Genomic DNA, 14865 nt, shown 5'->3' on the forward strand with positions numbered 1-14865 from the left:
CCTTCACAACACCTCTATTTGTTACATTTTTACCCATCAAACAAGACAAAAAACATACAAATAGATGTTAATTTGCTGCAATTTTCTTTCACCCATTGGGTGAAAGAATGGTTTTGGCTTAACGATTATAAATACTTGCTTAAAGGGTTATATGAGTAGATTGCACGTAGAATCTAGGTTATATATATGTAGAAACTGATTAAAGCTAAAAGAGCATACTTTAATAGACTATTAAATACCACTTGTTCCTCAAAGAGGTTAAGCATTGTTAGTACAATAAGTATCAAATAGCCTACGAAAGCAATTCTTAAATTGTAGATATACTTAATTCCACCGAAGCGGTGTAGCATTGTCAAAACCAAGATAAGCACTAACACAGTGGCGATTTCTAGAAGTTGAACAAAAAGCAACATTTCCATTGTAGCTCCTAACTTTATAAGGCATCCTTATATCCTGTTTGTTTATTATAACATCATATCCACTAGATTCCCAGATGCTTGATGCCTTATTGCATCTTTATAGGGGTTGGTTTTGCCAATGGTTGTTGTTTTGGTAAGGCCGCCTGATACATAACTGATACCACACTCCGGACAGATACTATGAAAGATCTGTACACTTTGGGCTATAACCTCTTTGCCTTCTTGTTTGGCATCCGCCTGTTCATTAGAAACATGCTCCATTTCATGAGAAACCACAGCCGATGCTGCCTGACTTGGACTTAGTTGGGTCGGTGCCTGAAAGGAAACACTTGCATCATCGGACTGGTCCTGATAGGTCCTTGATGCACATGTTGTACATTCAACAACACCCATACGTTTTAATGTTTTATCATCAAAAACATTTGCAAGTGTTGACAGTCGTTGCTCTTTGGATACCAATTTATTGCTTAATTGTTGAGGTAAACCTATTTTTGATGAATGCCCAAATTGTTGGAGCGACTTTTTCCCATCATCAATAAAAAGTCCACCCATTGTCTTATTATGACTTAAAGACTTCTGAGCCTCACCAGAATTTACTTTTTCATTAATTCCTTGAACATTACGCACCTGATTAGCTGCTTGAGCCGAGTATATTCTATCCATAAAATCACCTGCTTATATTATACACGCGATTGGAAGCTTTGAAAAGTAGTCGATTCTCTGTAAAAAAAAGAACCTCAAAAGAGATCCTTCTTACTAAGCTAGTAACGAGATTCGAACTCGTGACCTCATCCTTACCATGGATGCGCTCTACCTACTGAGCTATACCAGCATATATATGGTTATAATCTGTCCAGCCCTTTAGGCCACTTTATCTATTATAACCATATCTTATAACTTGTCAACCATAAATCCTTACTTTTTTTCTTTCATAATGATTTCCAGTTTTTTCTTAATACGCTGTAGGGCATTGTCAATAGATTTTACCGGTTTTTCAAGTATCTCTGCTATTTCAACATACCCGATGCCTTCAACATAATATTCTAAAACATCCTTCTCGAAATCACTTAATTTGTCTGCTAACTCATCTTCAATAATATGTATGTTTTCCTTGTCAATAATCAGTTCTTCCGGATCAACGATCTGCTTAGAGGGCATGAGGTCCATAAGGACGATTTTGTCATTGTCTTCTTCAAATATCGGTTTATTCAAAGAAACATAGGAGTTTAAAGGCATATGTTTCTGCCTTGTAGCTGCTTTTACAGCTGTGATGATTTGCCTCGTGATACAAAGATCAGCAAAAGAAAAAAAGGACGATGCTGTATCATTTCTATAGTCTCTAACAGCCTTAAAAAGTCCAATCATACCTTCTTGTATCAAATCATCTCTGCCTGCACCCATTAAAAAATAGGATTTTGATTTTTTTTCCACCAGCTTTTTGTATTTGTTCATAAGATAGTCTAATGCATAATCATGACCTTCTCTAATAAGAACAACGATTTCTTCATCTGTATAAATGGTTAGTTCTTCAAATGCTATGACACGTTCTATTTAAGACAACCCCTATCTTTGACGACGAAATTTTTCCATCCATGCTAATGTTTCTTTATTCAAATGACCCTCCAAGCGGTTTGTTGTCCTTGAAGGTTTTTCCAAGTAATCTGCTTTATACTCTTTCCTAGTGGCTTGAATGTCACTTAAAAGCTCTCTTGCAGACATTCTTGCTGCCCCTTTTGCTAATATAATCGTTTGTTCAAGAGCATCGGAAGTAGCAACTCGAATCTGATAATCTCTGGCATACTCAGTAGCAACTTTTTCAATATAATGGTCCGCTGTTTCATGCTCTTTTGTATAAATGACATGAATGTTATGATATGCATCAATACTTCTGACCGGATTTTTCGCCTTGTAGGCATCAAAAACTACGATGATTTCATTCTTTTTATAGCCTTGGTAATCACTTAGAATTTCTAGCAGACGTGTTCTTGCATGATCAAGTTGATCCTCCATCGCCATTGTCTTTAGCTCAGGCCAGGCATGGATAATATTATATCCATCGACGAGAAGTACTTCTTTTGCCACGTTAGAACCGCCTCTCTATTTACAAGTTTCCCCATAATTTTAGGATATTAGTATATCAGATTTCACCGTTATTGTTAAGACCTATTTTCCTATAGATTTCTCTGTCTTAGTGCCTCATACATTAAAACACCAGCTGCAACACTTGCATTTAGTGAATCAACATTACCTTTCATGGGAATACTCGCAATAAAGTCACATTTTTCTTTAACCAATCGGCTAAGTCCTTTGCCTTCGCTACCGATTACAAGCGCCATAGGGCCTTTGAAATCCACATCATACATGCTTGTGCCTTTCATATCTGATCCGGCTACCCATATACCTTTGCTCTTAAGATCTTCAATGGTTCTAACAAGATTAACCACTTTGCAGACTGGTGTGTACTCTATAGCACCTGCTGATGTTTTTGCCACTGTCGCCGTTAGTGAAACTGCTCTGTTTTTGGGTATGATGATACCATGAGCACCTGTTATGTTGGCCGTACGAATAATTGCCCCTAGGTTATGTGGATCTTCGATGCCATCTAAGATTATAAAAAATGGTGCTTCGTCTCTTTTCTTAGCTTTTTCAAAAAGGACTTCCAATTCAACATAATCATGGGCAGCCATAAAAGCCAATACACCCTGATGTTTTCCTTGGTTACTTAATTGATCGAGCTTTTCTCTTGCAACATATTGAACAAGAATATTCATGTCTTTAGCTAATCCCAATATTTTTTGTGCACTACCTTCTTGATGCCCGGATTCAATCATCAAAAGTTTATCAACGCTTCTACCTGATTTTATGCCTTCTATTACTGCATTTCTTCCAAATACGATTAACTCGTTGACTTCTTCTGTTTCATGATTATCCTGGTTCCTTCTTTTATTATTCTTATTATTTTGATTCATCTGATCCTTCTTTCTAAACGGTTGTCGTATAGCCTAATCACTATGGGAAACTTCATTTTCTCCGGTACTTGGAGCAGTATCCGATTGGGTTAACTGGGTGGACTTCAAACCTGTGGCAATTAGTGCCACAAGACGTTCAAGCTGTTTGGTGACATATAAATAGCCTATAAGTGTTTCAAATCCTGTTGCATGTTTGTATGTAATCAAGTCTGTGTTTTTCGGTTTAGAACCCGACTTGGCATTCCTACCTCTTTTCATGACACTTAGCTCTTCTTCAGTTAATGTGTCTTTAATGGTGTGATAAATCTTAGCTTGTGTTTTGGCATTGACATAGAGACTGGATTCTTTGTGCATTTTACCAACCGCTTTACTACCTTTACTGATGATATAGGTTCGAATAATTAAGTCATAAATGGAGTCACCAATATATGCTAAAGCCAGTGGTGAATACGTATGGACTTTCATTTCATCCAAGGATAACTCTTTTTCTAAAAATGTCAGAAAATCATTCAATACATCCACCTTATACCCTTCTGAATTTTACACCTTCTCTTGTATCTTCAAGTAAAATACCCTTTTTCATGAGATCATCTCTGATCTTGTCTGATAAAGTAAAATCTTTGTTTTTTCTTGCTTCTTGGCGCTTTTGAATTAGTGCTTCAATATCAGCATCTAGTATATCATCTTCTGTATCTAAGTCAATACCAATAACATCACACAAGGCTCTTAATGCATCCAAGACTTTCTGAATAAAAGTTTTTGAGGAAGATATGGTAGCCTGGGTATTGGCAAAACGAATCAGCTCAAAAATAGCAGATACGGCATCGGCTGTGTTAAAATCATCATCCATAGCTTTCTCAAACTTATCTTTAAAGCTTTCTAAAAGTTGTATATCGGCCTTTTCTTCCTCTGTCACATTTTCTAGTTCACAATGTTCATAAAGATACACAAGGTTCTTCGCACCTGTTTGAATACGTTGCAAACTATTAGCGGCAGCTTCCATCAAATCACGACTGAAGTTGATTGGACTTCTGTAATGAGCACTCAACATAAAGAATCGTATCACCTCATAGGGAAATTCTTCAGTAATCTCCCTTACTGTAAAGAAATTACCTAATGATTTGGACATCTTTTTATTATCTACATTAATAAAGCCATTATGAAGCCAGTATTTGGCAAACGGTTTACCATTGGCTGCTTCACTTTGAGCTATCTCATTTTCATGATGGGGGAATATTAGATCCGTACCGCCACAGTGAATGTCGATGGTGTCCCCAAGATAACGTTTCGCCATGACCGAGCATTCTAAATGCCAACCCGGTCTTCCATCGCCCCATGGTGATGGCCATGACGGTTCACCTTCTTTTTTGGGTTTCCACAAAACAAAATCCATTGGATTGATTTTGGCTTCATCTACAGCGACCCGAGATCCCGCCTCTAAGTCATCCGGATTCTTCTTTGATAATTTACCATAATCCTTAAAATTTCTGGTCGCAAAGAAAACCGTACCGTCTACTTCATAAGCAAACTTCTTGTCCAAGAGTATCTGAATCATATCCACCATATGCGGTACTTCTTCTGTAGCTTTTGGTGTATGAGTTGCTTTATGAATTCCAAGACCTTTTGCATCTTGTTCAACTTCTTGAATGTATTTTTCTGCTATCGCTTCCGAAGTTACGCCTTCTTCTTTGGCCTTATTAATAATCTTATCGTCCACATCTGTATAATTCTGAACATAAGTTACATCAAAACCTTTGTATTCAAAATAGCGTCTGACAACGTCAAAAACGATAAATGGTCTGGCATTGCCAATGTGTATATGGTTATACACCGTTGGCCCGCAAACATACATCTTGACCTTCCCCGGTTCGACCGGCACAAAAGTTTCTTTTTTTCGAGTAAGTGTATTGTATAATTTCATTTATAAATCACCTCATAATTCATCTTGCATATATTCTGGACAGTTTCTACATCTTTCTTCTTCTAAGGTATTTAAAGCATCTAACGATAGGCCGCCTTTGCCTTTTTCCAAGTTTTCTATTCTAATCTGAAGTCTACATAACTCATGACGTATCGGATCAGGAAAGTGTATTTGATCGAGTGTGTCTTGAGGATGGGTTATTTTTTTATCGTTTCTCTTTACAACCCTACCCGGTATGCCGACAACTGTCGAATTGGCTGGCACTTCACTTAAAACAACTGAACCTGCGCCTATTTTTGAATCCTCACCAACCGTAAAAGATCCCAATACTTTTGCACCTGCACTGATCATGACGTTATCTCCAATTGTTGGATGACGCTTTCCATGTTCTTTGCCTGTACCACCAAGTGTCACCCCTTGGTAAAGGGTTACATTGTTTCCTATAATCGCTGTTTCACCGATAACCACCCCATGTCCATGATCAATGAACAGTCCAGCGCCAATAACGGCGCCTGGATGAATCTCGATACCTGTTTTTCGGGTTGCCCGTTGTGATACCCATCTGGCTAAAAAATAGTGTTTTCTAAGAAATAGCCAATGAGATAACCGGTATCTGAGAATGGCATGGAAACTCGGATATAAAAATACCTCCGACGTTTTTTTGATGGCAGGGTCTCTTTCCTTAATCACTTCAATTTCTTCTTTTATATATTTCATTATATTCATTTAATTACCTCCTGATATTCAAAAGAGTGACTTGTCATACTATTTAGATACCTTACAAAGAAGTCCTTCTTTGCGTATGCATAACATATAAATTAAAAAACGCCTCTTAATATAATAAGAGACGGTTTATCCGCGGTTCCACTCTTGTTGAAGCTTTGCTTCCACTTGATATCGATATAACGGTCGATGCCCGTATCAAGCTAATATTATTTCACTTGAAAAGCTCACGAATGCACTTCATCTATCAATAAAACAAATGGACTCTCAGCTTTATTCCATTCTCTCTGTGGTTCTTGATATGATTACTCTTTCGATCATAGCTTTTATCTATTGCTGATTATTTATCTCAAAAATATCATAACCCAAATATACTATATAATACTTTACAAATTTCGTCAAGGACAAAGAGGCTACGCCTCGCTTTGCAAAGCAAATTGTTCATGGTTTATTACCAAACATAAATTTCATAATAACGTTTTTCCAAATATTCCTTAATCTCATTACCGGAGCTTAAAGATAATAAATGATCGATTTCTTTATCCCATATGGCTTTATTGGTCTTACTGGCTAACCATCTGGCTTTTGGAACCATGCTTGGGTTAACACATACCTGATCAACACCGATTGCAATCATAAAGGGGAGGAGTATTTCATTATTTGCCATATCACCTACAATACTAATCCAAGTCCCTTCTCTATGTGCAGCGATAACCACTTGTCGAATTGTCCGAAGCAGCCCTGGGTGGTACATATCAAAAAGTTCAAATAGGTTTTCATTTGCCCGATCAACCGCCGTCATCAATTGTATGAGTTCTGATGATCCTATGACGAGAAAGTCCACTTCTCTTGCAAAAATATCAATCATCATTGCTGCAGCAGGTATCTCAACCATCATGCCGATATCTATGTTGTTGTCATATAATTCATGTCGTGCGTCCAACTCAACTTTTGCTTCTTCAATGGCCATCTTTGCATCTAGAAGTTCTTCAATCTTTGTAACCATTGGTAATAAAATTTTTATTTTTCCATATGCACTGGCTCGAAGTAAAGCCTTAATCTGCGTCACAAACAAGGTTCGCTCTGTGAGTGTAACCCGTATGGATCTATAGCCTAACAAAGGGTTTCTTTCCTCATGAAAGTATATAAAAGGCATATCGTGGTTGGACGAACAATCCATTGTTCTAAAGATAATATCAGCATTTTCAGCCAACATAACTGCTTCACGGTAGGCTTCAAGTTGAACCATCTCCTCCGGCATAGAAGGTTGTCCCAAAAAAACAAATTCTGTCTTAAATAAACCTACACTTTCGGCACCTTTTTCTTTAGCGACTAATAGAGCATTATTGTTCTCAACCTCAGCTGCAATCTCAAACTGGTGACCGTCTTCTGTTTTAGTTTTTTGCTTTGCAAAACTTAAAAAGATGTCTTCCAGCTCTTTTTCTTTATTCACCTTCTTAAAATAGAAGTCAATCATTTCCTTATCCGGATTAATGAATACTTCACCTTTTTGCCCGTCTACAATGACTTCATCGCCATCTTTTACAAGAGATAAAATACCTTTTGCGCCTAGTACAGCCGGAATTTTAAAGTTATTGGACACAAGGGCACTGTAGGATGTTTTGCCACCCAGTTCGCATACAATTGCAAGTACACTATTCTTATCCAAGTGAACGATATCGTTACCATCTAACTCACTTGCAAATATGATAACCGGTTCTGTCAAATCGCCAAGACCTTTATTTTCTATGCCAATGAGTTCTTTAATAATCTCTTCTGCAATATATTTTATGGATTCTGATTTTTTTTTCAGAAAATCATCCGCAACCTTGTCGAACATGGCTGCATATTTTTTTTTGACTTCGTTAAGAATATAATCTGCATTGATCTTTTGTTCTTGAATTTCTTTGCGCACTTGCCCTAGCAATATGGACCCATCATAAACACTTAGATGTCGTTTATAGACCTCTGCTTCTTCTTGTCCCAAAATATTGAGGGTCTTATTATAACGTCTTTCAAGTTCAATTCGACACTTGTCGACTGCAGTATTGAATCGTTCAAGCTCAAGTTGAGGGTTTTCTATTTTTCTATATACAACCTTCATCTCTACTTCACGCTTAACAAAGGCTTTTCCTATGGTGACTCCTTCTGCAACGCCAATACCTCTAATCATAGTATTGCCTCCAAACTCAATTCTAGTACCACACATTTTTGATGCATACTTTGTCAAGATTTATAGAATGTTTTCATCCAGCTTTTATTAATCAAGTTGTTTTAGTTATTGGTTAAAGCCTTCAGAAAGTATGTCGCATCGTTTTTAAAGTTGGCATTTGGATACGTATCTAGCATTTTTTGATACGTACTAATGGCTAAATCATTCTGATCTAATCTTTGATAGGATCTTGCCAAATAGTACAATGCTTCATCTGAAAAATAATCATCTTTCTCATATTTGGATGCCAGTTCGAGATTCGTAATCGCCTCTTCATATCTGCCATTCCTATAGTCTCTGTAACCTTGGTTATAGGCATCTAGAGCTACTTGGGGGAATATATTCTGAACAGTTTTTTCATAAGTAGCCAATGCACTTTCACTTAGTGCATCTGGTTCAACTTCTTCCAACAACCTGGCTGCTTCTGTTGCTTTGTCATCTTCATATAGGCTTATAACCCCTAGTAATTTTTCACTTTGCGTTAACTGACGCTGATTTTGTTCCAATTCTGATGTCAGAACATTCATCTGCGTATCTGCCTGCTGAATGCTTTCTTCCATACTTTCAACTTGACCTTCTAAAACACTCTGATTGGCTTCAAGAGCATTTACTTGATTCACCGCTTCTATATTCTTGTTTTTCTGACTACTCAACAAACTGGGTACGATTAGAAAGGCCATAACCGCCAAACCAATGCCAACACCCACTAAAACTGCTGCAAATTGGAACATACTGTTGTTCATAGATACTTTAGCACTATGACCAAGGGAAGGTAATCCAAAATAACCCGGTTCTTTTTCTTTTACTTCTTCAAATGCCTCATCCGTATGTCCCTCTGATTGAATCCATGTCATATATTTTCTTGCTGTACCATGATTATGATCAATAGACAGTACCTTCTGAAGTTTACGTTTGGCTTTGTCCATTTGGTTTTCATGTATATAGCATAAAGCCAATAAACAATAGGCTTTCGTAAAATTCGGATTCAGTCCAATGACGGCACGTAATTGTATAATAGCCAAGTCAATACTATTTTGGTTAACAAACACCAAGGCTTGATTATACTTTTTTATTGCATTGTTTAATTTATCTAAATGAACTTGATTGTTTTGAATCCGGTCCATGTAACCTGTCGCTTCATTATCTAACGGTTCAATATTCTTGCTGATTACCCATTGTTTAAATGCCATAACCGGTTCACCTATTTCTAAATAAACCAGACCCAATAAATTTCTAGCTTGAATGTTCTTTTTATCTAGTTTTATACTCTTATTTAGTAGGTCAATAGCGCCACTTAAATCTCGAATTTCAACTTTTTTTAATCCTAGATTATATATTTTTTTTGATTCAATACCAATTTTTTTATAAATTTCAATCGCCACATGACAATGATTGCAAAATTCTTGGGTATCAAGTAGCTCTCCACATTTCGGACATATTTTCGCCATTGTTTACCCCCTCTTATTTTTTATTTTTTAGCTCTTGAATCAACGCACTTAGAATATCGGACATGTCTTTTGAATCATAGGCATTAATAACTTCCTCGGCCTCTTCAATCTCTAGACATGGTTGGTATTTTTTAATCTCTTCATCAAAATTAATCATCTTTTAGCCCTCCTCAATTATTTTTATGATGTCACCTACAAGATATAAAGAACCCACACAACATAAAAGTTGGTCATCCTTCATATCCTTTCTTCTTTTTACGATTAAGTCTTTTAATTGATCTATAAGGTACACGTTCTCGAATCCGTTTTGCCTAAAGAGAAGCCTAAGCCGCTCTTCTTTTTGGGCTTTTATATATTTTTCTCTTGGAATAAATACAGATCGGAGTCTTTTTATGTTACATAGTATTTCTATCATTTCAATGTCTTGCTTGTCGTCCATACATACAAATACCAAATCAATCGTCTTATGTTTTTCATGCCTATCAATATGATTTACAAATGCTTCGATGCCTTCCTTATTATGGGCACCATCTAATAAGATACCCGGTGTGATATAGGTCATGCGCCCTAACCATTTGAAATTGTTAATACCCTCTATTACATCTGATTTGGTAAACTTAAATTGTTGTTGTAGCATATGCATACCGGTAATTGCAATTTTTGCATTATCAATCTGGTAGTCTCCAGCCGTATTCATGTGTATCGTTTCATATTCATAATACTTGTTCCTCAAGGAAAAATCAATGCTTTCTTGGTTTCGCACTATGATTTCGGCGTCAAAGGGAAGAACTTCAACATATGGCGCATTTATTTCTGCTGCTGCTGACCTAACGGTATCATTGACCTCTTCGATAGTATTATACAGTACAACCGGTATATTCGATCTCATTATGCCGGATTTTTCATAAGCAATTGCCTGTAAGGTTTCACCGAGTATTTGAGTATGATCTAAACTGATATTGGTTATGATGGTTAAGATTTTGTTATTAAGAGCATTGGTTGTATCTAAACGTCCACCAATCCCTGTTTCTAATATTATTATATCCGGTTTTTCTTTATCGAAATACATGAGGGCCATGGCGAATATGATTTCAAAAAAAGAAGCTTTTTCATACCCTTCAAGTGCCAACGCTTCCATATACTTATATAGACGTCTATAGATCTTTGTGAATGCATCTTTTGATATCATTTGATTATTAATGCGTATACGTTCTCTTATATCCACCAAATGTGGTGATGTAAATGTACCGACTTTGTATCCTGCTGATTGCAGAATGGAGGCCATCATCATCACAACTGATCCCTTACCATTGGTACCGGCTACATGAACAACCGGTATGTTTTCCATATACCCGATTTTACGTATCAAAGCCTTGATGACAACAAATCCAGGCAGTTTCCTGAATCTTGGTGTCTCTACTATTTCATTTACAATGTCTTCAAATGTCATACTATGCTCCTATCTATCTTTACCACTTCCTAAACTTATTTCTGATTATATCATATGTATGATCTTTTCTATGCTATGAATGACCCATTGTTTACACTTTATTCATTTTTCTGACCGCGATTTGACACCTTTTTTACACACTAAACCCATATTATCCCTATATAATCATAGTATAGAAAATTATTTAAGGAGTGATTATATGGAAAACAATATATCCAATCAAACAGATTTTAATGACAATCAAACAGGCATTAAACCTTCAAATCATCAAAAATACTCAAGAAAATGGTATGTAAAACTTACCGCTTATGTGCTCATACTCACTTTTGTAAGTGGCTTGACTTTTGGTGCGGGTTACTTGTCCGCACTGATTTATGGCGATCGTCTGACAAATGGAATTATTAGCACTTCCACACAAAATGCGGATGATCAACCAGCAACTGCTCAAGTACAGCCTATCCTCTCCGACTATACGGCTTCATCGGATATCTCGGCAATCGCCAGCGCTGTGAGCCCAGCTATTGTTACCATTTCTAGCTATTCCGAGCAAACGCCAGGTGGTATATTTGGCAATTCAAATGGTTTTTATGGTGGTACAGGTTCCGGTATCACATTCAAAATGGAGGATGATGAATTATTAATTGTCACCAATTATCACGTTATAGAAGGTTCCAACCAGATTGAAATAATATTTCATGATGGAACAACCGTTGCCGCTACAGTTTTAGGTTACGACTCCACCAATGACTTGGCTGTTCTTTCTGTTGATACAAAGATGCTAAAAGGTAAGCTGGATCAAATTGTCTTAGCATCTTTTGGTGATTCAGAGGAGATTCAGATCGGCGAGTTGGCTGTGGCTATTGGTAATCCATTAGGCCCTGAATATGCCTCTACAGTAACTGCCGGCATCATCAGTGCGCTTAACCGAGAAATCTATATTAATAAAAACACCTCCTATGTGAATCTTATACAAACAGATGCTGCTATTAACCCAGGCAATAGCGGTGGGGCCTTACTCAACGGCAAAGGTGAAGTCATCGGTATAAACAGTGCTAAATATGTCGACACCGGTGTAGAAGGTATTGGATTTGCCATCCCCATTAATCAAGCAAAAGAGACCATGGATACGATTTTGGAAAGTCGTTCCGGCGGAGACATCGCTTATCAATTGGCCGATGACCGAGCTTTCCTCGGTGTTCAAGTGATGGATATTACCACCGAGGTCTATAACAGCACGGGCATGCGTTTTGGAGTTTATATTACCGATGTCATTGCATTCAGCGGCGCTGAGGAAGCCGGCATCCAATCAGGTGATATCATCTATAGCCTCGATGGCAAAAAAGTCCAAAATGTACAAGTGCTCTTTGATATTCTAGAAAAAGCTAAGGTCGGTGACACTTTGGAAGTTGGTATTATACGTAACGATGAAATCTTAACTTTGAAAGCACCATTGTATAGCTACAAGAACATCATGGATCAACAATAAAATACGATTCATACAAGAAAAAAGGTTGATTATATTCATCAACCTTTTTTCTTGCCGTTCTTTTTCTTGTTTTTCTTGTTTTTCTTCTTAAGCTTTTTCTTATCTTCTTTTTTGTTTTTATCTTTTTGATTAGCTTGAATCAAATCTTTTATCTCTTTTATCTCTTTTATCTCTTTTATCTCTTTCGTCTCTTTCTTCTTAATTTTCTTAATCTTTGAGACGTCCTTCTCTATTGATGTTAAACGTAGAGGACAGTTTTTGCAGTACTTGTTGTTCTTTTTCCATTTATCACAGCATTTACTCGCCATTTAATCGCCCTTTCTGATGACTGGCCATTCAATGCAATTATATAAACATATAGCTCATCTTCCTCTATAGTATAGCATATTAGCCTTCTTTAGGCTATCGATTCAACCTATTGATGCTACTTATAATTGCCTTAATAGAAGCTTTACTTGTATTTCTATCTATGCCTAGGCCAAAAGCCGAGATGCCTTTATGATTCTTTAATTGAATGTAAGCGATTGCTTCTGCATTTTCACCTATACCAATTGCATGTTCATCATAAGATATAAGTTCATAATCCATGTTGCCTTCTTTTTGTAATCCATGAATGAAAGCTGATATAGGACCGTTGCCCTGGCCTTGTAATGTTTTTTCTACACCGTCTAAAATGACTTTCGCCTCAATCATAACCACTTGATCATTTTCTTCTTGATAGGTACTTTTAAAAGATTCTAATTGGAAGGTGCCTTCGACATTAATAAATTCATCAAAAAGAATGTTTTTGATTTCTAAGGCTGTTAATTCCTTGCCTGTTTGATCTGTCATCTTCTGCACCGGAAGGCTAATTTCAGGATGCATACCTTTTGGTAATTTATAGCCAAAAGCTTCTTCAAGGATATACGCGACACCACCTTTTCCGGATTGACTGTTGATACGGATAATGGGTTCATACTGACGTCCGATATCTGCAGGATCAATGGGTAGATAAGGCACATTCCAGAAAGTACTATCTTTTTCGTTGGCTTTTAGACCCTTTCTTATTGCATCCTGATGAGATCCTGAAAAAGCTGTATAAACCAACTCGCCAGCATATGGATGTCTTTGATGCACACTCATGCCTGTACATCGTTCATAAACTTCTATCACTTTATTAACTTCATCGATTTTTACACCAGGATCGACACCTTGGGTAAAGAGGTTCAAGGCAAGTGTTAGTATATCTACATTGCCTGTTCTTTCTCCATTACCAAATAAGGTTCCTTCCACACGGTCCGCACCTGCCAATAAGCCAAGTTCTGTTGCCGCTACACCTGTACCTCTATCGTTATGGGTATGCAAACTTATGAGTACACTGTCACGACGATTGATGTGTCGGCTAAACCATTCAACTTGATCGGCATAGACATTGGGCGTACTCATTTCTACTGTTGCCGGTAGATTTAGAATCATTTTATGTTCCGGCGTAGGTTGCCAGACGTCTATAACCGCATTTGAAACTTCTAGAGCATATTCCATCTCTGTCCCTGTAAAGCTTTCCGGAGAATACTCAAAAGTAAACTCTGTTTCCGGGTATTTGGCTGCATAGATTTGTAACCATTTCGCACCTTGTATGGCCATTGCCTTGATTTCTTCTTGACTCTTACCAAAAACCACATCTCTTTGTTGGGTGGAGGTTGAATTGTAAACATGCACGATTGCTTTTTTAGCACCTTTAAGGGCTTCAAATGTTTTTGCTATCAAGTGTTCTCTCGCCTGGACCAATACCTGAACCTTAATATCATCTGTTATGTAACCTTCTTCAATGAGCGTTCTAAGAAAGTTATATTCCGTATCAGAAGCCGAAGGGAATCCTATTTCAATTTCCTTGTAGCCCATTGATTTTATTAGATTAAAAAATTCCAATTTGGCCTCAATACCCATAGGTACGGGTAATGCTTGGTTACCATCTCTTAGGTCAACACTACACCAGACGGGTGCTTGATCCATTGTTTTTGATGGCCATGTACGGTCATGTAACTCCATTGTTGGGTATTTTTTATACTTCATATAACTTTTCTTCATACTAATTCCCTCCTATTTTTAATAAACAATTATATAAAAAAACCTCTCGTCTCTTTTGTATAGAGACGAAAGGTGACTTCCGCGTTACCACTCTGATTCATTCCAAAGGAATGCGCTCATTAAGATACCAACATATCTTTATCGATATAACGGTCGAACCCGACAATGCC

The 14865-nt window shown here is 37.2% G+C and carries 15 protein-coding genes, 1 tRNA gene and 2 other annotated features (1 of these 18 only partly in view); of the genes, 1 reads left to right on the plus strand and 15 read right to left on the minus strand.

Annotation, left to right across the window (positions count from 1 at the left end; translation table 11 throughout):
• Positions 1 to 173 precede the first annotated feature (173 nt).
• The 13 genes from PATL70BA_RS04440 to PATL70BA_RS04495 form a co-directional block, all read right to left on the minus strand.
• The gene (locus PATL70BA_RS04440) at positions 174 to 419 is read right to left on the minus strand and encodes a hypothetical protein (RefSeq protein ID WP_125136254.1); all 246 of its coding nucleotides are present in this window, start codon (positions 417 to 419) and stop codon (positions 174 to 176) included.
• Between the two features lie 45 nt (positions 420 to 464).
• Positions 465 to 1082 carry a hypothetical protein gene (locus tag PATL70BA_RS04445; protein ID WP_125136255.1) on the minus strand — a complete coding sequence of 206 codons (618 nt, stop codon included), beginning with the start codon at positions 1080 to 1082 and terminating at the stop codon, positions 465 to 467.
• A 96-nt stretch (positions 1083 to 1178) separates the two neighbouring features.
• Positions 1179 to 1251 (minus strand) — tRNA-Thr (locus PATL70BA_RS04450).
• Between the two features lie 83 nt (positions 1252 to 1334).
• On the minus strand, positions 1335 to 1970 hold the full coding sequence (sigH, locus tag PATL70BA_RS04455) for an RNA polymerase sporulation sigma factor SigH (RefSeq protein ID WP_125136256.1): 636 nt from the start codon (positions 1968 to 1970) through the stop codon (positions 1335 to 1337).
• 12 nt (positions 1971 to 1982) lie between these two features.
• On the minus strand, positions 1983 to 2501 hold the full coding sequence (locus PATL70BA_RS04460) for an NYN domain-containing protein (RefSeq protein ID WP_125136257.1): 519 nt from the start codon (positions 2499 to 2501) through the stop codon (positions 1983 to 1985).
• Positions 2502 to 2590: 89 nt separating this feature from the next.
• Complete coding sequence (gene rlmB, locus PATL70BA_RS04465) at positions 2591 to 3388, minus strand: 23S rRNA (guanosine(2251)-2'-O)-methyltransferase RlmB (RefSeq protein WP_125136258.1); 798 nt, start codon at positions 3386 to 3388, stop codon at positions 2591 to 2593.
• 33 nt (positions 3389 to 3421) lie between these two features.
• On the minus strand, positions 3422 to 3910 hold the full coding sequence (locus tag PATL70BA_RS04470; RefSeq protein ID WP_243115965.1) for a Mini-ribonuclease 3: 489 nt from the start codon (positions 3908 to 3910) through the stop codon (positions 3422 to 3424).
• A gap of 1 nt (position 3911) precedes the next feature.
• Positions 3912 to 5309 carry a cysteine--tRNA ligase gene (gene cysS, locus PATL70BA_RS04475; protein ID WP_125136259.1) on the minus strand — a complete coding sequence of 466 codons (1398 nt, stop codon included), beginning with the start codon at positions 5307 to 5309 and terminating at the stop codon, positions 3912 to 3914.
• A gap of 12 nt (positions 5310 to 5321) precedes the next feature.
• On the minus strand, positions 5322 to 6035 hold the full coding sequence (gene cysE / locus PATL70BA_RS04480; protein WP_125136260.1) for a serine O-acetyltransferase: 714 nt from the start codon (positions 6033 to 6035) through the stop codon (positions 5322 to 5324).
• Positions 6036 to 6149: 114 nt separating this feature from the next.
• Positions 6150 to 6362 (minus strand) — a binding site (T-box leader).
• A 121-nt stretch (positions 6363 to 6483) separates the two neighbouring features.
• A complete protein-coding gene (gene ptsP / locus PATL70BA_RS04485) occupies positions 6484 to 8205 on the minus strand; it encodes a phosphoenolpyruvate--protein phosphotransferase (protein WP_172596101.1) in 1722 nt (573 codons plus the stop codon).
• A 101-nt stretch (positions 8206 to 8306) separates the two neighbouring features.
• Positions 8307 to 9692, minus strand: a complete 1386-nt coding sequence (locus PATL70BA_RS04490; protein WP_125136262.1) for a tetratricopeptide repeat protein — start codon at positions 9690 to 9692, stop codon at positions 8307 to 8309.
• Positions 9693 to 9705: 13 nt separating this feature from the next.
• Entirely contained in the window at positions 9706 to 9849 is a 144-nt protein-coding gene (locus PATL70BA_RS16200) for a hypothetical protein (protein ID WP_172596102.1), read from the minus strand.
• Positions 9850 to 9852: 3 nt separating this feature from the next.
• On the minus strand, positions 9853 to 11142 hold the full coding sequence (locus PATL70BA_RS04495) for a bifunctional folylpolyglutamate synthase/dihydrofolate synthase (RefSeq protein ID WP_125136263.1): 1290 nt from the start codon (positions 11140 to 11142) through the stop codon (positions 9853 to 9855).
• A 199-nt stretch (positions 11143 to 11341) separates the two neighbouring features.
• On the opposite strand from PATL70BA_RS04495, the gene PATL70BA_RS04500 reads away from it, so the two are divergent.
• Positions 11342 to 12628: a S1C family serine protease gene (locus tag PATL70BA_RS04500; protein ID WP_172596103.1), complete on the plus strand. Its 1287-nt coding sequence runs from the start codon at positions 11342 to 11344 to the stop codon at positions 12626 to 12628.
• A 38-nt stretch (positions 12629 to 12666) separates the two neighbouring features.
• Here PATL70BA_RS04500 and PATL70BA_RS04505 read toward each other — a convergent pair whose 3' ends face one another.
• Both PATL70BA_RS04505 and leuA read right to left on the minus strand, forming a co-directional pair.
• The gene (locus PATL70BA_RS04505; protein WP_125136265.1) at positions 12667 to 12936 is read right to left on the minus strand and encodes a hypothetical protein; all 270 of its coding nucleotides are present in this window, start codon (positions 12934 to 12936) and stop codon (positions 12667 to 12669) included.
• A gap of 94 nt (positions 12937 to 13030) precedes the next feature.
• Entirely contained in the window at positions 13031 to 14695 is a 1665-nt protein-coding gene (gene leuA, locus PATL70BA_RS04510) for a 2-isopropylmalate synthase (protein WP_125136266.1), read from the minus strand.
• 58 nt (positions 14696 to 14753) lie between these two features.
• Positions 14754 to 14865, minus strand: a binding site (T-box leader); it runs 119 nt beyond the window's last position.

The sequence above is a fragment of the Petrocella atlantisensis genome, assembly GCF_900538275.1.
Lineage (GTDB): Bacteria > Bacillota > Clostridia > Lachnospirales > Vallitaleaceae > Petrocella > Petrocella atlantisensis.